Here is a 24171-nt window from a genome sequence, read left to right as displayed (position 1 = left end):
GGTCGTTGAGCGCCGCGTCGATTACTGGCCGGCACATGCTGGCCGAATCTCGGTCAAGGCGGCTATGCCCTCTGGGGCTTGGGCGTGCCGGGTGTGTAGTCGTACAGCCATGCGGTGGCCTTTTCATAAACCAATGGCACGAACACGCGCATGATCAGCGCCTGCAGGTGCCGCTTGACCGGTCCGGCCTTCTTGGCACCGCGGTTGTCCTCGGCCGCGCCGAGGAGCTTGACGATGCGGGGGCGGCGTTCCGCGTCGTACGCCTTCAACGCGGCTGCGGTCGTCGGCTCGGCCTGCAATGCCGCGGCGAGGACGACGGCGTCTTCGATCGCCATCGACGCGCCCTGCCCGGCGCCGACTGGGTGGGCCGCGTCCCCGACCAGGACGATGCGGTCGCTGTGCCAGGTCGGGACCGGGTCGACCGCGTGCATGATGACGGTCGGGTGCAGCCTGGTGGTGGCGGCTATGACCGCCGACGGCGCCGTCTCGGCCTCGTAGAGCTGCGCGGTTCGGTGCACCCATTCGGCGTCGCTCACGCCGGTGCGGTCGGGCTCGACGGCGTCGGCGATTTGGGCCGACCACCACACCTCTCCGTCGCCAGCGGCAATGTGGATGAAGGCGCCGTTGCGAGCGACGGTCATGTTGAACACCCCGGGATCGACGTTGTCCATCGTAGAAATTCCAGACACGGCGTAGAGCCCGGCGTACTCGGGATGCGGTGCTTCCGGGTCGAGCAGGCCGCGAACCGTCGACCAGATGCCGTCGGCGGCCACCAGCAGGTCGGCAGAGTCCCGTTTGCCGCTGGCGAACTCGGCGGCGACGCAGTCAGGGGCTTCGGTGACGCCGACGAGCCGTTCGCCGGTCACGATCTGCGCGCCGGCGGTGATGGCCGCGTCGCGCAGCGCACCGACGAGCCGTCCACGAAGCAGGGTGACGCTGTGCAGGGTGTCGCTGCTGCGCCTGCCCCGCGGCACGTCGCCCAGCAGCCAGCCGCCCGCTGACCACATCCGCTGCCGCGGTACGTCCACGCCCGCCGCCTGCACCGGCGGCAGACAGCCGAGCGCGTCCAGGCCCCGAAGCCCGTTGGTGGCCACACTGACGAACGAGCCGACGTCTCCGGCCGGATCCTCCCACGCCTCATAGACGGTCACCTCGGCACCGATGCCGCGCAGGGCGAGAGCGGCCCCAGCCCCGGCAACGCCACCGCCGATCACGATCGCACGCATACCCATCACTCCTTGAATGGTCGTTCAGTGAACCGAGATTCAGTGAAAGTATGTTCGGTATGCTTCACGTGGTCAACCGGTCATGCGGAAGGGGCACCGATGCGCCAAGGCAAGCCGACCGCCACCGAGCGCCGCACCGGCGTACGCAAGATCAAGGCCGCGCAGACCCGTGAGGCGCTACTGGACGCGGCCCGGCAGGTGTTCGCGGAGCGCGGCTACCTCAACACCAAGATCACGGACATCACGGCGGCGGCAGGCCGGGCCACCGGCTCGTTCTACGAGCACTTTGCCGACAAGGACGAGCTGCTGCAGGCGCTCCTCGCCGACCTGGAAGCCGCGGCCGACGCACACCTCGCCGACCACGACCACCCCAAGGACCACGACCTGACCGACCGCGCCCAACTGCGCGACCACCTCGAAATCGCCTGGACCGTCATGCGCGAGCACCGGCCGATCAGCATCGCCCTGTTCCAGTCCATGGTCGCCGCCGACCCCGCATCGGGCCGGGCCTGGCACGACCTGACCGGCCAGACCACCCCCCTGCGCGATCACCTGGAATACCTGCGCGAGCGGGGCCACTCCCTGCCCGGTGATCCGCAGCTGATCGGGGCTGCCATCGGCGCGATGCTCGCCACCCTCGGCTACGCAATGCCAGCCACGGGCAAGGACGCCCATGACGAACAGGTCATCGACGCCCTCACCGATCTGCTGCTCTACGGGCTGACCGGGCCACGTCACAACAACACAGCCTCCGCATAAGCGTTGCCGTTGACCACGTCGCTCTGGTGTCAGCGTGGCGGCGAGGCCTGCTCCAGTGGGCGTCCGTGGGCTCGGATCGCGTCCGAGACGGCGATGCCGAGCAGGACCGAGGCAGCTGCTGCAGCGACCCAGAGTGGCGGCAGGCCGACCATCACCGGCGCCATGGCCGCGAGGGCGACGATCCCGATCGGCCGTGGCCGGGACACGCGGGCGAAGGCCACGTACTCGAATAGTGAGCGCCCGGCTAGGAAGAGCGCGGGCCCGCCGAGGATGGCGCCGACCCAGGCGGGTCTGGTGTGGTCGAATGGATCCATCAGGACGAGCTCGGAACCGGCCGAGGTGGCGAGGATGCCGGCCACCATGAGCAGGTGGGACAACTCGGCCGACCGACCGAGCCGGCCGGGGTCGGCGGACGCTTCGATGGCCTCGCCCAGGATCTGGCCGGCTCGGTAGAAGTAGATCCGCCACAGCAACACCGTCGTGAGGAACGACAACGTAAGGGCCAATGTTCGTTCCGCCACGATCGGACCGCGCAGAAGACTCGAGCCGGAGGTCAGGATCGTCTCACCAAGTGCGACGATGACGAGCTGCCAGTAGCGTTCGGCCAGGTGCTCGCCCGCGACGGCCCACGGGGACACCCGCGAGCGACCCATCCCCGGTACCGGCCAGCCGAGTCTGCCCCCCAGGTAGTCGATCGCCAGGGCCAGCGTCCACAGCGAATTGCGCGTCACCTCCCCCGGTGCGAGGGCTCCGGCGATCCACGGCACCGCCGACGCGCCGAACCAGACGAGCGCCAGCATGTTGACGCGGCGCAGGGCGTCACCCCGCAGGGTGACGACGAAGAAGAGGGTACGGCCCACCTGGATCGCGACGTACGTGCTCGCGAAGAGCAGGCCGGTCTCGGCGAGAGCCCCGGATATCGCGACCGCCAGAAACAGACTCCCGAGCATCGTCGCGAGGACAACGAACTGGATCGCCGGCTGGAACGGGTCGAATCTGCTGGTCGTCCACGACGTCTGGGTCCAGATCCACCAGACGGCCAACAGCAGCAGCAGAGTCTCGCCGTTTTCCGCGAGGGAAGTGGTCAACGTCTCTGCGACGTGATCCCTGGTGTAGTCCAGCACCAACTCGTGCACGATCCGGGTGAGCGCGAATACGTACACCAGATCGAAGAACAGTTCCAGGAACGTCGGCCGCTGCGGACTCTCACGCCTACGCAGCAGATTGGCCACCCTGTTCGTCGTCACCGGCCCGTCCGCTTCGTCGGCATGTCGCTGAAGCAGTCGTACCACGGCAGCGGCGCGGAGAGCACCGCGATGGACGCTGTCACCACCGTTGAGGCAGGATGCGCGAGATGCTCGCACCGATCCCGCGCTGCGCCGGCGTCGTCGCAACGCTGTCCGTCGTCCTGATGGCTGGTTGTGGGACCCCGCAGCGGACGACCACGGCCGCACCCACCTCCAGCGTTCCCGACCCGGGCACCGCGGCGGCGCAGAGCGCCGCGCCGACCGTACCGTCGGCGAGCCCGTCCGCACGGACCGGCATCGGCGCCCGCCCGCGCCCGCCCGCCTCGGCGTGCCCCGTGTTCCCCGCCGACAACGTGTGGCACGCCGACGTCTCCCGGCTGCCCGTGCACTCCCGCTCCGCGGCCATCGTCGGCAGCATCGGCCCGGCCGCCGCCGTGCACGCCGACTTCGGCGCCGGCACGTGGCAGGGCGCACCGATCGGCATCCCGGTCACCGTCGTCGGCGCCGGGCAGCGACGGGTGCCGGTCACCTTCTCCTACGGCGACGAGAGCGACGCCGGGCCCTATCCGATCCCGCCGAACGCAGCGGTCGAGGGCGGGCCGCGCGGCGCCGGTGACCGGCACGTCATCGTCTGGGACCGCGACGCGTGCCGCGTTTACGAGCTCTTCGACGCCCACCCGGCCGGAGAAGGCTGGCGAGCAGGGTCCGGGGCGGTCTTCGACCTGCGCTCCAACCGCATGCGGCCGGCCGGTTGGACGTCCGCCGACGCCGCCGGACTCTCGATCCTCGCCGGTCTGGTCCGCTACGACGAGGTGGCCGCCGGACGGATCGACCACGCGATCCGGGTCACCGTGCCACGCACCCGCAGCGGTTGGACCTGGCCAGCGTCGCACTCCGCATCCGTCAACAAGGAGCCCTCGTTGCCTCAGCTGGGTCAGCGACTGCGACTCAAGCGCTCTGTCGACGTCTCCCGGCTACCCCGGCAGGCCAGGATCGTCGCCGAGGCGATGCGGCGGTACGGCGTCATCGTCGCCGATCACGGCTCGGCGTGGTTCATCTCCGGCACGCCCGACAGGCGATGGGACAATGACGCGCTGCACACGCTGGGCACTCTGCGCGGCAGCGACTTCGAGGTTGTCGACGCCACCGGACTGATGGTGAGTCGCAGTTCCGGCGAGACCCGCTGACCTCGCAACAAAGAGTGTGAGTTCGTGGTGGGTGCGGACCGCCGAACGTTGAGCGTCACCAGGAATGCAGCTTGGTGACGGGGCCGCTACATCCAGATGTACTCCTCAGCGATGGCGCCGTCGCGCCATTTCGCCACCGTCACCATCCGGCTGCCGTCTTCCAACTCGCCCACCACGCAGGTCCACTCTCCCGACCCGAAACCGATGGGGTGCGACTTGATCTGGATTGGCGTGCCACCGGTGCTCTCGGCGAACGCCTCCATGGCGTCGATGTGCTCCTGGATGCCGTGGGTCTTCGGTTGCCCTTTCAGGTCCACGAGAACGTCATCCGTGTGGTGGTGGGCGAACACTCCGTGCCAGTCGGCCGAGTTCCATCCCACGAAGTCGAGTTCATCCATGCCCTTCAGATTGCGGGTGACCTGGTCGTCGGTCATGCCAATCCCCCTTCCACGGCCCTTCAGGAGTACAGCTCTGAGTTCACAGCAAGCGTACGGAGACCTGCGGGATCCATCAGGCGAACGTGGCGAGTCGGGGCCGTCGGCGGTGGTCGACAGACCCGATCAGGAGAAGTGCGTCTTCGGCCGGGTCGTTCGCTCCCCATCGATGATCAGGTCGACCTTCTCGTTGTAGAAGGCGATCAGCCCGGCGATCGGCAGGAGCGCGCTTGTGGGGAAGGTGTACGACCAGGCCAGGTCCGGGTGGACCGTGCCCGCGACACGCACGGACCAGTAGCGGCTGGTCCGGCCCTTGTACGGGCAGGAGCTCGTCGTCTCTGACGGCACGAGGTGCTCGAAGTTCACCTCGGTCTGGTTGAGGTAGTAGCGAGTCGGCAGACCGGTCTCGAAGACCAGCACCGGCGACGCCGACTCGGCCAGCACGACCCCGTCGAGTTCCACCCGTACGCGGCGGGTGGACCGTATCGCGTCCACCCGGGCATACGGGTTCCGAGGGTGTACGAAGATCTCTTCGTCCTCTTCAAACCAGCTGTCCATGGCGGCCCAGTCGAACCGAACGGTGTCCGCCAACCCGGGTAGCGCGTCGTCCCCGTACCACCGGGCGGACGAAGGACGGATCGTCTCGCCGCTCCGCAGCCCATGCACCTGTCCGGTCCCACAGCGGACCTGCTCCGTGCGGTGCTCATCGATCAGGAGGTTGCGGTTCACGTCGGCGGCCGGGATGTAGTAGTGGGGGTAAAGGGGCCACTCCCACACGTACCGCGCCTGTCTGGTGTCCAGCACCAGTTCGCCGGCGAGGTAGGCGCGGATGCGGCGGGGCACCGGCTCAACGCGGTCGTCCGGGGCGATCGCCTTCGGGTAGTCCGGCACGATGTCCTCCAGTTCAGCAGCAGCCTCGATTCGGGGGCATTGGCTCAACGATCAGGACGGCTTGGGTGTCTCGCCGATTTCAGTGGCCGCCGACTTGCACGAGTTCGGACGGCGTCAGCGTCTACCCATGACAACGCTCAAGGATGAGAAGCATTCTGGATCAGCCATGCCGACCGACCCTGGTGATGAGTTGTCGCGCCCGTACCCGTCACACCTATGACGGGACACGACGAGGCGGAAGGATGACGTGATGGGTGCGGACACGCGGCTGGAGGAGCTGGGCGTGAGCGGGCTGGGCGTGAGCGGGCTGGGCGTGAGCGGGCTGGGCGTGAGCGGGCTGGGCGAGGTCGATGAGCGGGCGTTCTCGGGGCTGGCGGAGCGGCACCGGCGGGAGCTGCACGTGCACTGCTACCGCATGCTCGGGTCGTTCGAGGACGCCGAGGACACCGTGCAGGAGACGTTCCTGCGTGCCTGGCGGCGGCGGGAGACCTTCGAGGGGCGGTCGACGTTCCGGGCCTGGCTGTACCGGATCGCCACCAACGCCTGCCTGGACCTGCTCGCCAAGTGCCGCCCGGAGCCCGCGACCGGCGGCGAGGTGCTGTGGCTGCAGCCCTACCCGGACCGGCTGCTCGACGAGCTGCCCGCGGGCAACGCGGACGAGCCGGAGACCGTCGCCGTCGCGCGGGAGACGATCGAGCTGGCGTACCTGGTCGCAGTCCAGCACCTCGCGCCGCGCCCGCGGGCCGTGCTGATTCTGCGGGACGTGCTCGGCTGGCCGGCGAAGGACGTCGCTGAGCTGCTCGGGGACTCCGTCAACTCCGTGAACAGCGCGCTGCAGCGGGCCCGCGCCGGCATGCGGGAGCACCTGCCCGCCGAGCGGCAGGACTGGACCGGCGACGAGATGGACGCCGGGACGCGCGAGCTGGTGCGCCGCTTCACCGACGCCAGCGTGGCCACGGACATCGACAGGCTCGCCGCAATGCTGCGGGACGACGTCCGCTGCTCGATGCCGCCCACGCCGGGCCTGTTCGTCGGCCGCGACGCGGTGGTGAACGACTGGGTCGAGGACGGCTTCGTGGGCATGAAGGGCCTGCGCGGCGTCCCCACCTCCGTGAACCGGCAGCCCGCCATCGCCTTCTACCTCTGGCGCAAGCGAGAGGGCGCGTATCTGCCGCTGACGGTCGACGTGCTGCGCGTCACCGGCGGGGCGATCACCGAGATCATCACCTTCCACGACGACCAGTTCCCGCGGCTCGGGCTGCCGGAGCGCCTGCCGGCTGACGGCACGGAGTAGTCCCGATGAGGAACGACATGAACAGCATGGATGACACCAGCGTCGTCGCAGGCCCGGCATCGGGCCGGACCAGCCGCACCCGCCGACTCCGCGGGCTCGCCGTCACCGGCTTCCTTGCCACGCTCGCGGCGATGGTGGCCACCACCCTCGCCGCTGCGCTCGCCCAGGCCGTTGGCGTCGACTTCGAGATCCCTGATGGCGGCGAGACGATCCCGTTGTCCGGGTTCGCCGTGGTGACCGGCTTCTTCTCGGTCGTGGGCGTCGTCATTGCCGTCGCTCTTCTTCGTTGGAGCGCTCGTCCTGCCGAGCGATTCGTGTGGGCGGCAGTGTCGCTGACCGCGATCTCGTTGATCCCGCCTCTCCTCGCCGGGGCGAACGCCGCCACCACCACCGCTCTCCTCGGGCTACACCTCGTCCCCGCGACGGTGATGATCCCGACCCTGGCGCGGAGCCTCCGCGCCCGGACCGATTGACGACCCCGCAACGGGACAACGCGCGGCGCAGGGCGTACCCGAGCGCACCAACGTGTCCTGCTGCCCTCCATTCAGCGGGTCGCGGCCCGCCGCAGCACCGCGACGATCTCCCCGATGTCGCTCTCGGAGAGCCGGGGCAGTTCGGTGGCGAACTGCTGGTGCGCGGCGGCGATCACTCCCTGCGCCGGCGCGCCGGCCTCGAGCGCCAGCTTCAGATCCTTCGCGGCCAATCCGTACGAGAACTGGGTGGGCGCCTCGGGACTGTCCAGCCGGGCGCGCACCCGCGGCACGAGTGAGCCGAGCGCGGTGCCGCTCAGCGCCGCCAAGGTGGTCTCGGTGGACAGCCCGAGCCGATCGCCCAGCGCCAGCGCCTCACCGACAAGCACGAAGGAGCCGCACAGTGCCACGTTGACCACCAGTTTGACGGCCGCGCCCGCACCCAGTGGCCCGACATGCTGGACCTTGCCGAGCACCTCCAGCACCTCGCTCACCCGGGCCAGAGTCTTGTCGCTGCCACCGAAGAGGATCGCCAACTCGCCGGCTGCGGCGGCGGGCAAACTGCCCTTGACCGGGGCGTCCGCGAGGTCCAAGTTGGGCAGTCGATCGTGCAGCGAGGCGATGTGGTCGGGGCCGACGGTCGACATGTCGACCAGCGTCGCGTCCGGGTCGAGCGCCGCGGCGACACCGTGGTCGCCGAAGAGCACCGCGTCCACGGCGGCCGGGCCGGTCAGCATGGTGATCACCACTTCGGCGCCGGCGACCGCCTCGGCGGGGGTCGCGGCGACCCGGGCCCCCGCCTGCAACCAGTGCCGCCGCCTTGTCGGCGGTACGGTTCCAGACCGTCACCTCGTGATCGGCAGCGACCAGTCGACCGGCCATCAGGGAGCCCATCCGGCCGAGGCCAAGAAATCCGATGCGTGTCATCCGCACAACCTAGCGTCACCTGATGCTCCGCGGCCCACCCCGCTCACCGCCCTCGCCCGCCGGTCGGTCGCGGGTAGGGTTCGGCGGGTGACTGTCGACCGGACGCCGCTCTTCGTGGTCGCCGACGTGCACGGCCACCGTGCCGAACTGCGGAACGCGCTGCACGATGCCGGCCTCACCGACGCGGCCGGGCACTGGTCCGGCGCAGACGCGCGGCTGTGGCTGCTTGGTGACTACGTCGACCGCGGACCCGACGGCATCGGGGTCATCGACGACGTACGGCGGCTGACCGGGCAGGCCGCCGCCGTCGGCGGCCAGGTGCAGGCACTGCTGGGCAACCACGAGGTGCAGTTGCTCGCGGCGTACCTTTTCGACACCACCACCGTGCCCGGCTGGCCGCAGCGGGACGGCTTCCGGGGTGGCTGGGCGCGATTCGGCGGTCGAGACGACGACCTGCGCCGGCTCGGCGACGAGCACATCTCGTGGATCGTCTCCCGGCCGGCCATGGCGGTGGTCGACAACTACCTGCTGGTGCATTCCGACACCACCCGCTACCTGGAGTTCGGCGACAGCGTCGCCGCCGTCAACACCGGGATCGCGGAGGCGCTCGCCAACCGGGACGCCGCCGGCTGGCTGGCGTTCTGCCGGCAGATCAGCGACCGTGGCGCGTTCCGGGACAGCGAGCCGGCCAAGCCCGACGACCCGGTGGCCACCATGCTCGGCACGTACGGTGGCGAGGTGCTGGTGCACGGGCACAGCACGCTCACCAAGCACTTCGGGGTGGCCCCCGACGAGGTGCGCGAGGCCCTGCGGTACGCCGACGGCCGCGTCCTCGCCATCGATGGCGGCGTGTACGAGGGCGGCCGGATCCTGGTCACCCGACTCGAGGGCGGATGAGCGCCGAGCGGGCGACCACCCGTCGGATCACGCGTCGCGCAGCTGCAGCGACAGCAGGCCGATCAGCAGTGCGCCCGCCGCCCACAGGGCCAGGACGCCCAGGCCCTGCCAAGGTCCGATCGTCAGCGACTCCAGTGCCCTCGTCGCCTGGATTTTCAGGCCGGCGGACATCGGTGAGATCCGGTCGATGCGCTTCAGCCACTGGGCGTCCGTGACCACTGCGCTCAGGGTCGGCCCGGTGTACAGCAGGATGAGCATCGTGGCGATGGACCCGGCGGTGTCGCGTAACACTGCGGCGACGCCGTAGCTCAGCAGCGCCACCAGAGCGAGGTACAGCATGCTGCCGTACACCGCCCGCAGCGTCGGCTCATCGGCCAGCGAAAGCGAACGGTAGCCGTTGGCGGCGTTGAAGCCGTTGCCGGGCAGGACCTGCCGGGCGACGAGCAGCGCGCCGAGGACGCCGAGCCCGCCGAGGACGACCACCACGCCGGTGAGGACGGCCGCCTTGCTCAGGTACACCCGCCACCGGCGTGGCACCGCAGCCAGGGTAGCGCCGATCGTGCGCGTGCCGTACTCCTCGCTCATCATGAGGACGGCCAGCACGACCACAGCGATTTGGCCGTACCCGGCACCGGTGAGGCTGAGCTTGGGCAGGTCCTCGAAGCAGGTCGACGGCGTCGGGCACCTGGTGATGCTGGCCGCGGCCGTGACCACCGCGCCGATGCCGACGGTACCTCCGACGGCGGCGAGTACCAGCCAGACCGTGCTCGTCACCGTCCGCAGTTTCGTCCATTCCGCGCGGACCGCGTCCAGCGTGCTCATGCGTCCCTCCGGCGGACCAGCCACAGCGCCACGACCAGCATCGCCACCGCGTACGCGCAAACGACGGCGAGCCCGGCCCAGGGTTGGTCGTAGGCGCAGCCGTCCTGCGGCAGGCAGATGCGCGACACGTGGTCGTAGTGCGGGGTCGTCTGTTGAATCGTGAACCCGGCGGCCGGTGTCAGTCGCATCAGCCATGTTCCAACCGCTCCCGGCAGGCCGGTGGCGAGCAGCTGCGGCAGGAGGAGAAGCACGATGACGGTGGCGACCGCGCCCGCGGCACGACGCAGCACGGTGCCGAGCGCCAGGCCGAAGACCGCGATCGCGGTCAGCACGACGGCGGTGCCGATGACCGCCCGCAGCACCGCTGGATCGGTCAGTGACCAGTCCGGATACCTGGGGGGCAGGTAACCGTTCCGCCGCTGGATCGGTCCGACGACGAGCAGCGCGGTGACCGCGGCCACCAGTCCGAGGACGAACGCGACCGCGCTGACGACCAGCGCCTTGGCTGCCAGGACCCGCCTTCGTCCCGGAGTTGCCATGAACGTTGTGCGCAGCATGCCGTGCCGGTGCTCGGCGGTGACGAACAGGACCGCCACCGCGACGGTCGCGACCAGACCGACGGGAATGCCGGTGAGGCCCTGCGCGACGGTGTCCTCCGACGTCGTTCGCGGCGCGACGTCGCCGGTACCGGTGAGCGTCAACCGGTCGCCGACCCATGCGGCGCCGGGCGACGTGGCCGTTGACTCCTTGATGTCCGGTACGGGGGCGTCGTTGATTTCGTCGTCCTGCCAGCCGCGCCCCGGCTCGCCGGGCTCGGCGCCTGGTGCGCCGACGGGCTCCAGGGTGGGCCGCTCGAACATCGCTCGGGTGAAGGTCGGGAGTTGGACGACGCTGCCGCTGCCGAACTGCCGCTGCACCAGGAACGCGGGCGGTGAGGTGACGAATGGCCCGACCTCGACGGTCTGCGGCAGGCCGGCCACGGTCACCGTCCCGACCGGCGTCCAGGAAACGCCGTCCGCCGACTGGAACGCGCTGATCGTCGCGCCGACCCGGGTGAGCCGGAGCCAGGTCGGCGCGCCGACGGCGGGGCCGGCGACGTCGGTCGTGAAGTTCGACTGCAGCCGGACACCGTGCCCGGCGGTCACCATCACCGCGGCGTAGCGCGCTCCGGGCCGCACGCCATCCTTGATCATGAGCCCTGCCTTGGTCCACGTGGGCAGCTCGATCTGCTTGTCCTGTGCGTCATCCTGAGAAGCACGGAAGTCGAGGGATGTCTCGCTGACCCGGGTGGTCACGCTGCCGTCGCCGGTGAGCGGGCGGTGCACGAAGTGAAACCGGTCCTGCACCCAGGTGCCGTCAGGGCCCGCGACGATCGAGTCCGGGTTGCCGGGTCCGCTGCCCGCGGCGGCCAGCAGGCTGACGAGAACGGTCAACACCGGCGCGGCCAGCAGGGCGAGCGTCCAGCGACGGACCGAGCGCAGCTTCGTCCACTCGGACAGCAGGAGCCGTCCGAAGCCGGGGTGCCCGGGGCCCGGTATCGGGTCCGCGCCGTGGTGCACAGTGGTCATCGGGCATCCCGCCCGTCACGTCCGCCGGTGGCGGCCCCGAACTCGACCGCGTCGCGGGTCAGTTCCATGTACGCCTCTTCAAGGGACGCCCGGTGCGCGGACACGCCGGTGAACGTCACCCCGCGGCGGGTGAGCAACTCGACGACGCGTTCGACCGGCAGCCCGGAAACGATCACCGTCTCCCCGTCGGTGATGGCGGCGAGCGCGCCCGCGTCGGCGAGCGTCGTCATGGCCTCGGTGCGCATGCCCGTCCGTACCGCGACCCGGTCCCCGGACGCCGTAGAGACCATCTCCCGAACGGTCGTGTCGGCCAGCAGACGGCCGCGGCCGACCACCAACAGGTGATCGGCGGTGTCCTCCAGTTCGCTCATCAGGTGGCTGGAGATCAGGACCGCGCGGCCCTGGTTGGCCAGCGACCGCAGCAGGCCGCGGATCCACTGGATGCCCTCGAGGTCGAGTCCGTTGATCGGCTCGTCGAAGATGACCACGGCCGGGTCACCGAGCAACGCGGCGGCGATGCCGAGACGCTGCCGCATGCCGAGGGAGAACCCGCCGACCGTCCGCTTCGCGACCGTCGCGAGCCCGGCCAAGTCGAGTACCTCGTCGACGCGCCGAGCCGGGATGGCGTTGGACCGGGCGAGCCAGAGCAGGTGGTTGCGGGCGCTACGCCCCGGGTGCGCTGCGGACGCGTCGAGCAGCGCGCCGACCGTGCGCAGCGGCCTGGTCAGCGTTCGGTACGGCCGGCCACCGACCAGCGCAGTGCCCTCGTCGGCCGTGTCGAGGCCGAGGATGATCCGCATCGTGGTGGACTTGCCCGCGCCGTTCGGCCCGACGAACCCGGTCACCATGCCGGACTCGACGGTGAACGACAGGTCGTCGACGGCCACCGTCGAGCCGTACCGTTTGCGCAGCCCACGCACCTCGATCGTCACGCCGGGGCTGCACGGGGGAGACTCGGTCATGGCAGTAACGCTAGGCGGCCGGCGCGGCCCGGTCGTCCCCGTACGGAGCCGTCTTCCGGGACCGGGCCCGGGTGACATCGCGGCGGCGGCTCCCCCGCGCGGGGGACGGACACCGGGGGACGCGGTGGATCGGCTGGGCGGCGAGAATGGTGGCATGCGGGGCGAAACGCACGGGCGGACGGCTGCCGCCGTCGGGTGGTTCGTCGGACGGGTCACCAGCCTGCCCGAGTTGCCGGCGGCCGCCGCGGCGCTGCTCGGCTTCGCCGCGATGGTCGAGACCGTCCTGCGCGACGCGGTTTCCAGTGCCCTGCTGCCGGCCGCGCTACTCCTCGCCGTCTGCGCCACCGCGCCGGTGGCACTACTGCGGAGTCGGCCGGTGTCGGCCACCGTGATCACAACGGCGGCGGCAACGCTCACGCTCGCGTTGTACCCGCGGCCGCCGATCGCGGTGCTCGTCGCCGAGGTCGCCGCGCTGTACCTGGTAGGGCGGCGCCGTCGGGCCACCGTGTCCGGCTGGTTCCTACCGCCGTTCGCCGTCTACGCGCTCCTCGGCCCGCCGGGCGGCGGCGTCGACGGGCGGATGTTCGCCTTCGCCGTCGCGGCGGCGACAGTCGGGGCGGCCGGCGCGGGTGCCGCCGTGCGGGCCCGGGCTGAGGCCGCGGTCCGCGACGAGTCCAGCCAGGCGACGGAAAAGGCCCTGCTCGCGTACGCGGCGCGGGGCGAACGCGCCCGCATCGCCCGCGAGCTGCACGACGTCGTGGCTCACCACATATCGATGATCGCGGTGCAGGCGGAGACGGCTCGGCTGACCACACCGGGCCTGCCGCCCGACGGAGCGAAACGCCTCCTCGCGATCGGCGACACGGCGCGGGCGGCGCTCACCGAGATGCGTCGGCTCCTCGGGGTCCTGCGCGACGATACCGAGGAGCCCGGGGTGACCGGCCAGCCCCGCACCCCTCAGCCCGGCCTGCGGCAGCTGACCGAACTGCTCGACGAGGCACGCAACTCGACCGGGGCGGGCGCGCGACTGCTCGTGCGCGGCCGGGTCATCCCGCTCGATCCGGGGGTGCAGCTCACCACGTACCGGATCGTGCAGGAGGCGTTGACCAACGTCCGCCGGCATGCGCCTGGCGCCGCCGTCGACGTCGAACTGGCGTACACGAGCGATGCGCTGCGCGTGCGCGTCCGTGACAACGGCCCCGGGCCGGCCCCCGGACGGGCCGCCAAGGTCGGACACGGCCTGCTCGGCATGCGCGAGCGGGTCGCCACCGTCAACGGCGAGCTGTGGACCGGTCCGACGCCGACCGGCGGCGGCTTCCTGGTCGACGCGGTACTGCCGTTGCCCAAGGAGGCGACCGCGGTCCCGGGTGCGGATCACCGACGCGCCGCAACCGTCGTCGAGTCGGCCGGGGCGGACGGATGAGCGGGCCGGTGCGGGTCGTCGTCGCCGACGACCAGGAGGTCGTCCGGGCCGGCTTCGCCGCACTCCTCGACACACAGCCGGACTTCACGGTGGTCGGCAGCGCCGCCGACGGCGCGGAGGCGGTGCGGATCTGCCGGGAGCGGCGGCCCGACGTGGTTCTCATGGACGTGCGGATGCCGGTGATGGACGGCATCGAGGCCACCCGGCACCTCGCCGCCGCCGGCGGACCCCGTGTCCTCATCCTGACCACGTTCGACCTCGACGAGCACGTCTACGACGCCCTCGGCGCCGGGGCGAGCGGTTTCCTGCTCAAGGACGTCACCGCCGAGCGACTGTTCGACGCCGTCCGGGTCGTCGCGGCCGGCGAGGCGCTCCTCGCGCCGACGGTGACCCGGCGGCTGATCGGCGAGTTCGCGCGGATACGCCCGCGACCGCCCCGGCCCCTCACCCCGCTCGGCGTGCTCACCCCACGGGAGACCGAGGTGCTGCGACTGCTCGCCGAAGGCCTGTCCAACCCGGAGATCGCGGAGCGGCTCGTGGTGGGCGACGAGACCGTCAAGACGCACGTGAGCCGGCTGCTGGGCAAGCTGGGCCTGCGGGACCGGGCGCAGGCGATCGTCGTCGCCTACGAGACCGGGCTGGTCATCCCGCGCGGCAACCCGGGCTGACCGGCCCGTGCAGGCCCGCGGCCACCGTGGCCGGTGTAGCTGGCCGCGAGAGACGAGCCGGCCTCCGATGAGAAGTCACAAATCAGTCGTACTTTGGACCGATCTGGAGTCGCACCACCGTTCGTACGATGGTCCTATGCACTCTCGCCTGCACGCTGTGTTGGCCGAGCCACGTGTGCCACATGCTCCGTCCCGTGTGTGGCGCGACTGGGCGTTGATCGCCGTCCTGGCTCCGGCGATCGTGGTGGAAGGGGTCTTTTGGCCTGATCTGCCGTGGCGGGTGGGCTGCGTCGTCGTCGCGCTCGCGCTGCTGCCCACACTCCTGTGGCGGCGTACGGAGCCGCTCGCGATGGTGGCGATCGCGTTCGGCTTCACGACGGTCGGCCCATTCGTGCTGCCCGGCGATGCCTGCCAGATGTTCACGGCGAGCTTCCTGGTCCTGCTGGTCTCCGCAATGTTCCGCTGGGGCTCCGGCCGGGATGCCGTGATCGGTTCGTTCTTCGTGGTCGCCAAGGTGGTCGCCGCTGGCCTGGCCGGCTCTATCAATGGCGGCGAACTGGTCGCCGGCTTCGCGGTGATGTTCGCCGCCGCCACGCTGGGCACCGCGATCCGCTTCCGCGCCGCCGCCCTGCTGCGCGAGCTCGATCAGGTGAAGCTGTTGGAGCGCGAGCGGCTCGCCCGTGACCTGCACGACACGGTGGCCCACCACGTGTCGGCGATGGCGATCCGCGCCCAGGCCGGCATCGCCGCCTCGGCGAGCCAGCCCGGCGCCGCCGTCGAGGCGCTCCGCGTCATCGAGGCCGAGGCGTCCCGTGCGCTTGCCGAGATGCGCGCGATGGTCCGCGTCCTGCGCCGCAACCAGCCCGCCGACCTGGGACCCAGCCCGCAGGTCGCCGACATCGAGCGGCTCGCCGGCCGCTTCCGCACCGGGCCGGCCGTCGACGTGGACTTCCGCGGCGATCTCGGCGACCTTCCGCCCACGGTCGGCTCCGCGCTCTACCGCCTGGCTCAGGAGTCGGTCACCAATGCCCGTCGCCACGCCCGCCACGCTACCCGCATCGAGGTCAGCGTCGCGGCCGACGACACCTCCGTACGCCTGCGGGTCAGCGACGACGGCGACGCCGGCGCCGCCCGCCCGACCGGCTCGCCCGGTTTCGGCCTGGTGGGCATGATGGAGCGCGCCGACCTGCTCGGCGGCACCTGCGAGGCCGGCCCCAATCGCGACCGTGGGTGGACCGTCACGGCCGTGCTCCCGCGCGAGGGGGCCGGCGCGTGACGGTACGCGTGCTCGTCGCGGACGACCAGGAGATCGTCCGTACCGGCCTCACCATCATCCTGAACACTCAGCCCGGCATCGAGGTCGTCGGTGGGGCTGGCGACGGCCGTCAGGCGGTCGAGCTCGCCCAGCGACTCCGCCCCGACGTGTGTCTCTTCGACATTCGCATGCCCGGCATGGACGGCATCGAGGCCACCCGGGCGCTCGCCGGGCCATCGGTCCCGGAGCCGCTCGCCGTGGTCGTCATCACGACCTTCGACCTCGACGAGTACGTGTACGCGGCACTGCGTGCCGGCGCCCGCGGCTTCCTGCTCAAGGAGGCTGGCCCCGACCTGCTCAGCCAGGCCGTGCACGCGGCCGCCAACGGGGATGCGCTGATCGCGCCGAGCGTCACCACGCGGCTGCTGAAGGCGTTCGCCGACGCGGGTCCAGCCGCGCCGCCGAAGCAGCCCATCGAGGCGCTCACCGACCGGGAGGAGCAGGTACTGGTCGCCGTCGCGCGGGGACGCACCAACAAGGAGATCGCCGACGAGCTCTACATCACGTTGAGCACGGTCAAGTCGCACATCACCAGCCTGATGACCAAGCTCGGTGTGCGTAACCGGGTCGAGGTGGCGATGTGGGCGTACGAGACCAACCGCCGTCGGACGCGTTGGTGACCGGCACAAGTACGACGACCGCGTACGACCATGGGCCGGCCCGATTGCGGCCCATGTGCCGATGAGCCGGGGCGGGTGCCGCGTCCACCATCGATGGCATGACGATGCGCGAGTGGCGGCTACCGGCCGCGTTGATCCTGCTGGGCCTGATACCGATGATCGCTGGTGCGGGACGGCTCACCGAGCTGGGCACCGGACCGGAGGTCACCCCGGCGAACGCTCGCTTCGTCGCCGACCCGCTGCCGGTGGTGCTGCACATCGTCGGCGCGGTGGTCTACACGACTCTCGGAGCCTTCCAGTTCGTACCCGGCCTGCGCCGTCGCCGCTGGCACCGCCTCGCCGGCCGGGTGCTTGTCCCCTGCGGACTGACGGTCGCGCTCTCCGGCGTCTGGATGGCGTTCGCGTACGACCTTCCGGCCCATGACAACGACGTGCTCGCCGGCATGCGGCTCGTCTTCGGCTCGGCCATGGCCGGCTCGATCCTGCTCGGCCTCGCCGCCGCGCTACGCCGGCACTTCGCCCAGCACCGCCGCTGGATGGTGCGCGGCTACGCGATCGGCCTCGGCGCCGGCACCCAGGCGTTCACGCACGCGCCGTACCTTGTCGCGACCGGCGAACAGCCCGATGGGAACGTTCGCGCCGGCCTGGTGCTCGCCGGTTGGTTGATCAACCTTGCCGTGGCCGAGTGGTACCTGCGTCGTCCGGCCCGCGCAACGTCGTCTCGACCGGCTCGTCAGCCGCGTGCTGCTGCCCGATGACATCGTCCGACGGCGACCCCGGGGACGACGAGCCGAATCCGCCGGCCACTTGGCTGCCGCCGCTACGAGCCGACCGCCAGTCGTAGTCCGAGCGCGACGAACGCGACCGCGCAGACTCGGTTGATCCGCCGCGGCCAGCGGCCGTCGGCGAGGCGGCCGGCGAGTCGCCCGGCGCCCGCGCCCAAGGCGATGTCGACCGTGAGCTGCACCGTGACGAACAGCGCGCCAAGGAGCACCAGCTGGGCGGTGGTGTTGCCCGCCGCCGGATCGACGAACTGGGGCAGGAACGCCACGCTGAACAAAATCATCTTGGGGTTGAGCAGGTTGGTGACCAGTCCACGCAGGAAGGCGCGCCCGGCACGACCACCGGGCTGCGACGCATCGGAAGCCGAAGTGCCGGCGCCACGCAGGGCCTGCACCGCGAGGATGATCAGGTATGCCGCGCCAAGCCAGCGGATTGCCGTGAACAGCACCGGCGAGGCTGAGATCACCGCGGCGAGACCGCAGACGACCGCCGCCACATGCACCGCCTCCCCCGCGGCGACGCCGAGCGCGGCCACCACCCCGGCGCGAGTGCCGTAGCGGGTGGCGTTGGCCAGCACGAACATCATGTCCGGGCCGGGAGTCACCATGAGGACGACGATCGCGGCCAGGTAGCCGGCCAATGCCGGCACGGAGAGGCCGAGCACGTCTCAGCCCTCCCCGGCGCCGTCAAGCAGCGCCCGCCTCAGAGTCAACCGGTGCTCCCGGCGGATCTCCGCCTCTCGGTACCGGCGCCGGTCTCCGTCGGTTTCCGGCAGCAGCGGCGGCACCGTACGCGGCTGGCCGTTGTCATCGATGGCGACCATCACCAGGTGCGCGGTGGCCACGTCGGTGGGCGGCACCGCCCGGTCCCACCGGTCAGCGGTCACCTTGACCGCAACCTCCATCGAGCTGCGCCCGGCCCACGTGATGCGAGCGTCCACATGGACCACGTCGCCAACCCGGACCGCCCGGAGAAACGCGGTCTCGTCGATGGCGGCGGTGACGGCCGGTCCGTCGGAATGGCGGGCGGCGACCACCCCGGCGACGGAGTCGATGAGGTTGAGGATCCGGCCACCGTGCACCGTACCCATGAGGTTGGTGTGGTGCTGATCCATGATCTGCGACAGGGTCAGGTGTGACGCCGACGGCGCTCGGCCGGCGATCGTGGCGGTGTCGTGCACAGCGGTAGTCCGTCCCTCGGGAAACCACACCGTCGGAACGCGGACACACGCTGACGAGCACGCACCCACGCACAGCGCGCGCGGCACGTCACCCGCCCAGCCCACCCGCGAGGCCGACGGCAGCGCACACGGTTGTGTACGCGGCACGGGCAGGTCTTCGGACTCGCGGGCATGGCCGGCTGCGCCGGTCTCCTACTGGCCGTCGCTTCCCAGGCCTCTGGCCCAGTGCTGATGACGGCGGTCGTTCCCACTCACCGCTGCGGGGCAGTCCCGGACTCACACCGGGTTCCCTCTTACGACGCCCAGCCAGTCACGACCGGGCGAACCAGCGCCGTCAGGAGCATAGCGGGTCCGCGACGCAGCCCAACCAACGCGACCGCGAGGCAGAGCGGGCGTCGTCATCCACATGATGAAGATATTCAAATTCGTGGTCTTCTTTGACCGCACGCAACTGCCCCTCGTCCTGGGCGTCGACCACCACGTACCTGGCGCGTACGCCGCGGCCGCGCCGCCACCGGCGCAGACCCGGGCAGCGACCAGGCCATTCGAGGTGTCGCTGACCGGCACCGGGTTGATCCAGCGACACCATTCGCGCGTACCGGTGACCGGGGGCCGCGAAAGGCGTCCCGTACGCTCACCCGAACACCTACTACAACCCGTCGTATTGTTTGGCCGCGGATGTCGTAGCCCTTGACGCCGGCGGCACCGGACACGGAGGTACCAGGTGACGGATGGTGACGAAATTACCGCGTGGGCCCTCGCGGCGGGTCGGGGCGACCATGACGCGGCAGCTCGGTTCATCCGCGCCACGCAGCAGCAGGTCCGGCGTTTCCTCGCCGCGCCCGCTGTTGCGGGAACTGTCGCAGCCGGATTCTAGGCTGGCGTCGTGAGCATGAACGGCAACTGGATGCGCGTTTCCCCGGACGAACTGGAATGTGCCAGGACCAACCTCGGCTGGGCCTACGAGATCGCGATGACGGAACGGGACGACAACTCCGGACGCTGGACCGCCACCGACAAGGCATGGAACGGGCTCGACTTCCTACTCGACCGGCTTGGCTTCGGGATTCCGCTGGTCCTGGGAGCCGAGAGGTTCGTGGAGTTGCCAGACGTCGAACCCGACAGCGACGAGATGTTCGACTTCCTCGAAAACCTCGAGGACGACTGGGGCTACGGGCCGCCCTCCTATCTGACACCGGTCCAGGTAGCGGGTGCTGCCTCGCAACTGGCCGCACTCACCGAAGACGATCTCATCCGCGGCGTCGACCCGCAGGAGTTGAAGCGCGCCGAGATTTACCCTGGAACCTGGGAAAAACCCGGCGAGCTGGCGTGGGTGGCGCACTATCTGCCAGGCGCCCGAAGCTTCTTCGCCGCAGCCGCCAAAGACGGCGATGCGGTGATCTGCTGGCTCGACTGAACGCACGCTCATCGGCATAGGGTGCGTCAGGGCCAGTCACGTGACGGCGATAGCCGACCCCTTCGGGTCCGCCGAAGAGGTCACCGCAGCGGATGCGCTGGTCATGGCGCGGTGGTCTTCGGCGGCCCCGTCGGCGCGGCAACCCCGACAACCATGCCCTGATGTCCGCACCGGCTGGGATCACATCAAGGTTGTCGAGTTGTTGAGGCGGTACTCCATCCACGCCACCGAGACTTCCACGCCGCCCGGTAGCGCGTATCGGCCCAGTTCCACGCGCCAGGCATCCTCCAGGTTGGTGGATATCCGGGGGCCGATGACGTCGGGTCTGGTGTCCGCGAATTGACGGAGGACACGGCGGGGAAGAGTGATCTTCCCTCGCCCGCGCAGGGTCGACTCGCCGACATCCCGGCACACCAGGTAGTCGAGATTCGGCTGGGCCCCGATCTCCTTCGCTCCCCCGCGGGCGGGAGCTAGGCCCGTCACCGCGAGTGCGTCCATGAAGGCGATCAGGGGTGCGGCGAGACCGTCGTCGGTGCCCGCGGCCCGCCAGGAGAACCAGAGTGGGATGCGGTCATTCCCCTCGTGTCGAACGAGCATGGTCGGCCCGGTGAGGACCTGATAGTCGCCTGCGCGGTCAGTCAGGCCGGTGAGCTTGTCAAGGCCGGGCTTGCCATTGCCGTTTCCCGTCACCAGCGGCAGGATCTCGGGGAGCAACTCCTGCGGAGCACTGGTCCGGCCCTCCATGTCGTCCCCGCCCGCCGATCGGACACGACGGCGCAGGTCGCTCTCGAACTCCTGGGTTCCTCCGGGTGGGAGCCGGTTGACGGCGAGTTGCAGGTGGATGAAGGCGAGGTCGTCCAGCGAGATGATCGAGCAGGCCAGCACGCCCAGTTCGGGGAACTCGCGAAGGTACGACATGATCGCGCTGGTCGATCCGACGCGGGCGGGTCCGACGAAGGTGATGGGCAGGGAACACCGCGGTTCCACGTCGTCCCATCGGGCCCGGGCCGCGTACTTCTCGGCCCTCGACCGGTCGTGCGGGCGGACCAGATACCAGTTGCCTTGCCGGTGGCCCGGCCGGATGTCGGCCCGCCAGAACCCGTAACCGCGTTTGCCGGCGAACTCCGCGAACGCCTCGGAGAGCTTGAGGCGCCGTTCGGCGCCGGCACGTCGGAGCGCCATGGCGAAACGCACCGCGACGACGGACGGTACCGGCCATTCCCCGTCGTCGGGCCGAGCGGGCAGCTGAACCGGGCCCTGCACGGACAGTAGAGGTGCCTTGTGCTCGGCGGCGATCCTCGATACCTCCGCGATCAACTCGGCGATCGCCCGACTCTGGAAGCTCGACCGCCGGGTGGTCTTCTCCTGAATCAGGATGAGGCCCTCGAACTTCTGCCCCGACTCGTAGATGAAGGTCGGGTTGGGCCACGCGGTGCCCTGGAAGACCCACGAGTCGGACGACCGGTCATCGACTCTGAGTGCCACCGGAAGATCGCTGCCCCGGCGCCGACGCTGCATACCCTGCGGGAGTGCGCCGACGTACGTCCCGATGACCAGCCCGACCCCGTGCGCGGCGGCGGAGAGGGTCTCGCGCGGAGTCTGGCCCGGTGGTGGCGGCGCTTCGCGGCTGCCGTTCGCCACGCCATGGTCGGGTTGCGGTAGCGGAGACCGGCCGGCAGCAACCCGGTCGTCGAACAGGTCACGAAGGTAGCCGCCCCGATCCAGGACGTGGTGCACCTCGAAGTTCACCTGCATCAGGGACTGCCTCGCCATCAGAAATCCAGCTCGGGCGAGATCGGCCAACGCGGCGGGGGAGGCTTCTTCTTCGTCACTCATGATGCCATCCAGTCGATTGGAAAACGGCGTCCGTCGGCACTGGCTTGGCGGCCGGCGTAAGAAGCCATCTCGGAGCGGACAGGCGCGCGGGTGCGAGGTCGCGGTGCTTGGCAAGGCGCCGGTGCAGGATTGCCGCCGCCAGAAGCGGAAGCGCCGTCGTCAGGGCGAGCATCCCGCCCAGCGCGGAGCCGTGGACGTCGGTGGCGATGACCGCGGAGGCTCCCACGGCCGACGCGATGGACAGGTGCGCCAGGCGCCGGGACTGTCGTCGAAGGTGCCCGAGAATCGTGTGTCGCATCGGGAGGTCGAGCCTCGTGTAGAGGAATCCGGGCACCAGCAGAAGTACCGCGACCACCGCGTCCGCGTTAGAGGAACCGTTGGCGAAACGGCCGTAGGGCCACGGACTTCCCGCGAGCAGAGCGCCGACGAGGTAGATCGTGGTGGCCACGGCGAGCGCGAAGGCGATGACGCTGCCTGGGCGCACCCCGGTCGCGTCTCGCAGGGTCAGCGTGCAGGTCACGGAGGTGTGTTCGCCGTCGGACGATCGGGGTGAGGTGCGCCGCCAGTAGGCGTGCGCCCGGCTGCTCGCCTGGTCGTTCTCCACGGAGAAGTCGGAACCGAGCTGCTGTGCTTCGATCTCGTCGGCCGCCTGATCGAGATTGTCGGCGGTCAGGGTGGGGTTGGTCAGCAGGGGCGCCTCGATCCTGTCCTGCTCGTTGACCAGCGGCTCAGCCGACAGGTAGAGGTCCGCCAACCGGCTGCTGCCCCGAAGCGCGGCGTCCGTCATCTCCAGCCCAGCCTGGCTGGCGTCCCATCGCCGGGATCGGAGAAGTTCGGAGAGGCGACCCAGCGCTGACTGCAGTTCGAGTTCCAGCAGGCGGGCCTCGGTCTGCCGCCCCGGCTTGTGCCTGCGTTGCCGGTCCGCGAGGGCGCGCAGATCCGCGGTCAACTCCGTCGCGTTCGCCTCGTCCACGTCGGTCACGAGAGACATCGCCTCGATATGGACGCCGGGCTCGGTTTCGGCGACCACATGGTAGGAGCGCAGGCTCGCGGGGATCCGCGCCAGGTACTGGATGCGGTAACGGGCCGAAGTCGAGCGGGACCAGACGCTGGCGCGGTCGGCGGCGCGGCCCTGCTCGCTCAGATGTACCGGCGCGTCGTAGCTCAGCAGGTGGTCGTCCTTGGTCAGGTCGAGGGCGGTGACCAGGAGGTAGTTGTTGAGGGCCACGTCGAGCAGGTCCGCGTACGACTCGAGCTGCGGCTCGTACTGGCGCAGCACGGACACGACGAGTTCTCGGCAGTCGTGGGCTTCGGAGGCGCCGGCTGGCGGGGGCCGAAGGATGCGGTGCTCGCCCTGCTCGACGTCACCCAACGGCCTGCTGCGTTCGGTCAAGAGCGCGAGCAGGGCGGCCTGGAGCAGCCATCGGGCCTGTTCCTCGCGGAGTAGCCGGCTCACGTTGGACGGTTGGCGCGACTCCGGCCGGCTGGACAGGATGCCCTTCAACAGTCGGTACAGACCCGACGCGAGCAGTCGGGACGTCTCGTACTGGGTCAGTCGGGGAAGTTTGTTCCCGGCCGCGTCAACGACGTCGATCGGCGAGACGCTCAACCTCGAGATGCGCGTCACCGGTACCCAGATGGTGGGCGTAGCGGGTTGCTCCTGTTCCGGGTCGCGGGCGCTGCGGCTGCTGAGGCGTTGGAACAGGTGGCTGGCCTCGCGCTGGCTCGGGTCCAGCAGGCTCAACCGGACGTCCACCTCGGTGGTCCTGCTCGCCACGCCGTGCTCGACGAAGGAGAGCCGTTCGGTGAGCCGGCGAATGTGGTTCTGCCGCAACGCCATGTCGAGGAAGGCGAGACCTACGGCGGCCCCCTCGCGGGACAGCGGGGGCGGCGCCCCCGGCACCGGCACGGTCCGGATCGCCTGCACTAGCGACGGCATACGCGGTGACTGGACCGGCTCGGGACCCACGCCCTCGGTGTCGCCGCGCTGCGCTGGGATACGGGACATCGACCCGGCCGGTGCGACCAGCTCGGATACCTTCCTGGTGCGAATGATCTCCATCCGTCCTCCCTGCTGACGTCCGGGCCACCCCTTGCCAACCAACACCGAATCCATGGCGAAATGACCGCGACTCGACCTGGAGCTTTCACTCGGATATTGGCGGTCCTGGTTGGGCGGTCAGTCAAAGGTACGTTCAGTGTCAGTTCGTGGCTGCGCTGTTACACTCCGCTGAACGGCGTGCAA

At 70.3% G+C, this 24171-nt stretch carries 23 protein-coding genes, 3 pseudogenes and 1 riboswitch; of the genes and pseudogenes, 12 read left to right on the top strand and 14 right to left on the bottom strand.

Annotation, left to right across the window (positions count from 1 at the left end):
* Positions 1–62 precede the first annotated feature (62 nt).
* Entirely contained in the window at positions 63–1226 is a 1164-nt protein-coding gene (locus tag ACWD6N_RS10155) for an FAD-dependent oxidoreductase (protein ID WP_354965852.1), read from the bottom strand.
* A gap of 99 nt (positions 1227–1325) precedes the next feature.
* Between ACWD6N_RS10155 and ACWD6N_RS10150 the strand changes: the two genes are divergently transcribed.
* Positions 1326–1985 (top strand): TetR/AcrR family transcriptional regulator, encoded by a 660-nt coding sequence (locus ACWD6N_RS10150; RefSeq protein ID WP_354965853.1) that lies wholly within the window; start codon positions 1326–1328, stop codon positions 1983–1985.
* 29 nt (positions 1986–2014) lie between these two features.
* Here ACWD6N_RS10150 and ACWD6N_RS10145 read toward each other — a convergent pair whose 3' ends face one another.
* A complete protein-coding gene (locus ACWD6N_RS10145) occupies positions 2015–3232 on the bottom strand; it encodes a low temperature requirement protein A (RefSeq protein WP_354965854.1) in 1218 nt (405 codons plus the stop codon).
* A gap of 107 nt (positions 3233–3339) precedes the next feature.
* Here ACWD6N_RS10145 and ACWD6N_RS10140 point away from each other — a divergent pair, with 107 nt between their 5' ends.
* Positions 3340–4419, top strand: coding sequence for a hypothetical protein (locus ACWD6N_RS10140; RefSeq protein WP_354965855.1), 1080 nt, complete (start codon positions 3340–3342; stop codon positions 4417–4419).
* Between the two features lie 86 nt (positions 4420–4505).
* On the opposite strand, the gene ACWD6N_RS10135 is transcribed toward ACWD6N_RS10140, so the two are convergent.
* Positions 4506–4853, bottom strand: coding sequence for a hypothetical protein (locus ACWD6N_RS10135; protein ID WP_354965856.1), 348 nt, complete (start codon positions 4851–4853; stop codon positions 4506–4508).
* Between the two features lie 126 nt (positions 4854–4979).
* A complete protein-coding gene (locus ACWD6N_RS10130) occupies positions 4980–5744 on the bottom strand; it encodes a DUF427 domain-containing protein (RefSeq protein ID WP_450004666.1) in 765 nt (254 codons plus the stop codon).
* A 250-nt stretch (positions 5745–5994) separates the two neighbouring features.
* Between ACWD6N_RS10130 and ACWD6N_RS10125 the strand changes: the two genes are divergently transcribed.
* On the top strand, positions 5995–7038 hold the full coding sequence (locus ACWD6N_RS10125; protein ID WP_354965858.1) for an RNA polymerase subunit sigma-70: 1044 nt from the start codon (positions 5995–5997) through the stop codon (positions 7036–7038).
* A gap of 26 nt (positions 7039–7064) precedes the next feature.
* Positions 7065–7511, top strand: coding sequence for a DUF6069 family protein (locus ACWD6N_RS10120; RefSeq protein ID WP_354965859.1), 447 nt, complete (start codon positions 7065–7067; stop codon positions 7509–7511).
* A 71-nt stretch (positions 7512–7582) separates the two neighbouring features.
* Here ACWD6N_RS10120 and ACWD6N_RS10115 read toward each other — a convergent pair whose 3' ends face one another.
* The 3 genes and pseudogenes from ACWD6N_RS10115 to ACWD6N_RS10105 form a co-directional block, all read right to left on the bottom strand.
* Positions 7583–7984, bottom strand: coding sequence for an NAD-binding protein (locus ACWD6N_RS10115; protein ID WP_450004673.1), 402 nt, complete (start codon positions 7982–7984; stop codon positions 7583–7585).
* Positions 7976–8317, bottom strand: a pseudogene (locus tag ACWD6N_RS10110) (NAD(P)-binding domain-containing protein); the annotation flags it as partial. The pseudogene ACWD6N_RS10110 and the gene ACWD6N_RS10115, both read right to left, overlap by 9 nt.
* Positions 8318–8342: 25 nt before the next feature.
* Positions 8343–8435: pseudogene (locus ACWD6N_RS10105) on the bottom strand (NAD(P)-binding domain-containing protein); the annotation flags it as partial.
* Between the two features lie 87 nt (positions 8436–8522).
* On the opposite strand from ACWD6N_RS10105, the gene ACWD6N_RS10100 reads away from it, so the two are divergent.
* Positions 8523–9332, top strand: a complete 810-nt coding sequence (locus tag ACWD6N_RS10100) for a metallophosphoesterase (RefSeq protein ID WP_354965861.1) — start codon at positions 8523–8525, stop codon at positions 9330–9332.
* Between the two features lie 27 nt (positions 9333–9359).
* Here the strand turns inward: ACWD6N_RS10100 and ACWD6N_RS10095 are convergent, their stop codons facing one another.
* From ACWD6N_RS10095 to ACWD6N_RS10085, 3 genes are read right to left on the bottom strand one after another with little or no spacing between them, the layout of a single operon-like run.
* The gene (locus tag ACWD6N_RS10095; RefSeq protein ID WP_450004665.1) at positions 9360–10154 is read right to left on the bottom strand and encodes an ABC transporter permease; all 795 of its coding nucleotides are present in this window, start codon (positions 10152–10154) and stop codon (positions 9360–9362) included.
* Positions 10151–11722, bottom strand: a complete 1572-nt coding sequence (locus tag ACWD6N_RS10090) for a hypothetical protein (RefSeq protein ID WP_354965863.1) — start codon at positions 11720–11722, stop codon at positions 10151–10153. Before ACWD6N_RS10090 ends, ACWD6N_RS10095 begins: the two co-directional genes overlap by 4 nt.
* Positions 11719–12684 (bottom strand): ABC transporter ATP-binding protein, encoded by a 966-nt coding sequence (locus ACWD6N_RS10085; RefSeq protein ID WP_354965864.1) that lies wholly within the window; start codon positions 12682–12684, stop codon positions 11719–11721. Before ACWD6N_RS10085 ends, ACWD6N_RS10090 begins: the two co-directional genes overlap by 4 nt.
* 154 nt (positions 12685–12838) lie before the next feature.
* On the opposite strand from ACWD6N_RS10085, the gene ACWD6N_RS10080 reads away from it, so the two are divergent.
* The 5 genes from ACWD6N_RS10080 (at position 12839) to ACWD6N_RS10060 (ending at position 17468) form a co-directional block, all read left to right on the top strand.
* Positions 12839–14107 carry a sensor histidine kinase gene (locus ACWD6N_RS10080; protein WP_354965865.1) on the top strand — a complete coding sequence of 423 codons (1269 nt, stop codon included), beginning with the start codon at positions 12839–12841 and terminating at the stop codon, positions 14105–14107.
* Positions 14104–14775, top strand: a complete 672-nt coding sequence (locus ACWD6N_RS10075) for a response regulator transcription factor (RefSeq protein ID WP_354965866.1) — start codon at positions 14104–14106, stop codon at positions 14773–14775. The genes ACWD6N_RS10080 and ACWD6N_RS10075 overlap by 4 nt, the downstream gene beginning before the upstream one ends.
* Before the next feature lie 196 nt (positions 14776–14971).
* Complete coding sequence (locus tag ACWD6N_RS10070; protein WP_354965867.1) at positions 14972–16051, top strand: sensor histidine kinase; 1080 nt, start codon at positions 14972–14974, stop codon at positions 16049–16051.
* A complete protein-coding gene (locus ACWD6N_RS10065; RefSeq protein ID WP_354965868.1) occupies positions 16048–16710 on the top strand; it encodes a response regulator transcription factor in 663 nt (220 codons plus the stop codon). Before ACWD6N_RS10070 ends, ACWD6N_RS10065 begins: the two co-directional genes overlap by 4 nt.
* Positions 16711–16808: 98 nt before the next feature.
* Complete coding sequence (locus ACWD6N_RS10060; protein WP_354965869.1) at positions 16809–17468, top strand: DUF2306 domain-containing protein; 660 nt, start codon at positions 16809–16811, stop codon at positions 17466–17468.
* A 62-nt stretch (positions 17469–17530) separates the two neighbouring features.
* On the opposite strand, the gene ACWD6N_RS10055 is transcribed toward ACWD6N_RS10060, so the two are convergent.
* Complete coding sequence (locus ACWD6N_RS10055; RefSeq protein ID WP_354965870.1) at positions 17531–18157, bottom strand: LysE family translocator; 627 nt, start codon at positions 18155–18157, stop codon at positions 17531–17533.
* Positions 18158–18160: 3 nt separating this feature from the next.
* On the bottom strand, positions 18161–18607 hold the full coding sequence (locus ACWD6N_RS10050; protein WP_387330319.1) for an acyl-CoA thioesterase: 447 nt from the start codon (positions 18605–18607) through the stop codon (positions 18161–18163).
* Between the two features lie 197 nt (positions 18608–18804).
* Positions 18805–19018, bottom strand: a riboswitch (cobalamin riboswitch).
* 379 nt (positions 19019–19397) lie between these two features.
* Here ACWD6N_RS10050 and ACWD6N_RS10045 point away from each other — a divergent pair.
* Together ACWD6N_RS10045 and ACWD6N_RS10040 are read left to right on the top strand one after the other, a co-directional pair.
* Positions 19398–19514 (top strand): annotated as a pseudogene (locus ACWD6N_RS10045) (RNA polymerase subunit sigma); the annotation flags it as partial.
* 51 nt (positions 19515–19565) lie between these two features.
* The gene (locus tag ACWD6N_RS10040; protein WP_354965911.1) at positions 19566–20090 is read left to right on the top strand and encodes a YfbM family protein; all 525 of its coding nucleotides are present in this window, start codon (positions 19566–19568) and stop codon (positions 20088–20090) included.
* Between the two features lie 180 nt (positions 20091–20270).
* Here the strand turns inward: ACWD6N_RS10040 and ACWD6N_RS10035 are convergent, their stop codons facing one another.
* Complete coding sequence (locus ACWD6N_RS10035) at positions 20271–21863, bottom strand: hypothetical protein (protein WP_354965872.1); 1593 nt, start codon at positions 21861–21863, stop codon at positions 20271–20273.
* Between the two features lie 55 nt (positions 21864–21918).
* On the bottom strand, positions 21919–23988 hold the full coding sequence (locus tag ACWD6N_RS10030) for a hypothetical protein (RefSeq protein ID WP_354965873.1): 2070 nt from the start codon (positions 23986–23988) through the stop codon (positions 21919–21921).
* Positions 23989–24171 lie beyond the last annotated feature (183 nt).

It is taken from the genome of Micromonospora sp. NPDC005163 (assembly GCF_053599835.1).
The sequence above is the reverse complement of the archived record's forward strand: the minus strand, read 5'-3'. Positions and strand labels throughout refer to the sequence as shown.

Excerpts from the sequence above, each read along its gene's own strand:
- ACWD6N_RS10155 (WP_354965852.1), bottom strand. The coding sequence starts at position 1,226 with ATGCGTGCGATCGTGATCGGCGGTGGCGTTGCCGGGGCTGGGGCCGCT.
- ACWD6N_RS10150 (WP_354965853.1), top strand. The coding sequence starts at position 1,326 with ATGCGCCAAGGCAAGCCGACCGCCACCGAGCGCCGCACCGGCGTACGC.
- ACWD6N_RS10140 (WP_354965855.1), top strand. The coding sequence starts at position 3,340 with ATGCTCGCACCGATCCCGCGCTGCGCCGGCGTCGTCGCAACGCTGTCC.
- ACWD6N_RS10135 (WP_354965856.1), bottom strand. The coding sequence starts at position 4,853 with ATGACCGACGACCAGGTCACCCGCAATCTGAAGGGCATGGATGAACTC.
- ACWD6N_RS10125 (WP_354965858.1), top strand. The coding sequence starts at position 5,995 with ATGGGTGCGGACACGCGGCTGGAGGAGCTGGGCGTGAGCGGGCTGGGC.
- ACWD6N_RS10120 (WP_354965859.1), top strand. The coding sequence starts at position 7,065 with ATGGATGACACCAGCGTCGTCGCAGGCCCGGCATCGGGCCGGACCAGC.
- ACWD6N_RS10095 (WP_450004665.1), bottom strand. The coding sequence starts at position 10,154 with ATGAGCACGCTGGACGCGGTCCGCGCGGAATGGACGAAACTGCGGACG.
- ACWD6N_RS10090 (WP_354965863.1), bottom strand. The coding sequence starts at position 11,722 with ATGACCACTGTGCACCACGGCGCGGACCCGATACCGGGCCCCGGGCAC.
- ACWD6N_RS10085 (WP_354965864.1), bottom strand. The coding sequence starts at position 12,684 with ATGACCGAGTCTCCCCCGTGCAGCCCCGGCGTGACGATCGAGGTGCGT.
- ACWD6N_RS10080 (WP_354965865.1), top strand. The coding sequence starts at position 12,839 with ATGCGGGGCGAAACGCACGGGCGGACGGCTGCCGCCGTCGGGTGGTTC.
- ACWD6N_RS10075 (WP_354965866.1), top strand. The coding sequence starts at position 14,104 with ATGAGCGGGCCGGTGCGGGTCGTCGTCGCCGACGACCAGGAGGTCGTC.
- ACWD6N_RS10060 (WP_354965869.1), top strand. The coding sequence starts at position 16,809 with ATGACGATGCGCGAGTGGCGGCTACCGGCCGCGTTGATCCTGCTGGGC.
- ACWD6N_RS10050 (WP_387330319.1), bottom strand. The coding sequence starts at position 18,607 with ATGGATCAGCACCACACCAACCTCATGGGTACGGTGCACGGTGGCCGG.
- ACWD6N_RS10040 (WP_354965911.1), top strand. The coding sequence starts at position 19,566 with ATGAACGGCAACTGGATGCGCGTTTCCCCGGACGAACTGGAATGTGCC.
- ACWD6N_RS10035 (WP_354965872.1), bottom strand. The coding sequence starts at position 21,863 with ATGGCGAGGCAGTCCCTGATGCAGGTGAACTTCGAGGTGCACCACGTC.
- ACWD6N_RS10030 (WP_354965873.1), bottom strand. The coding sequence starts at position 23,988 with ATGGAGATCATTCGCACCAGGAAGGTATCCGAGCTGGTCGCACCGGCC.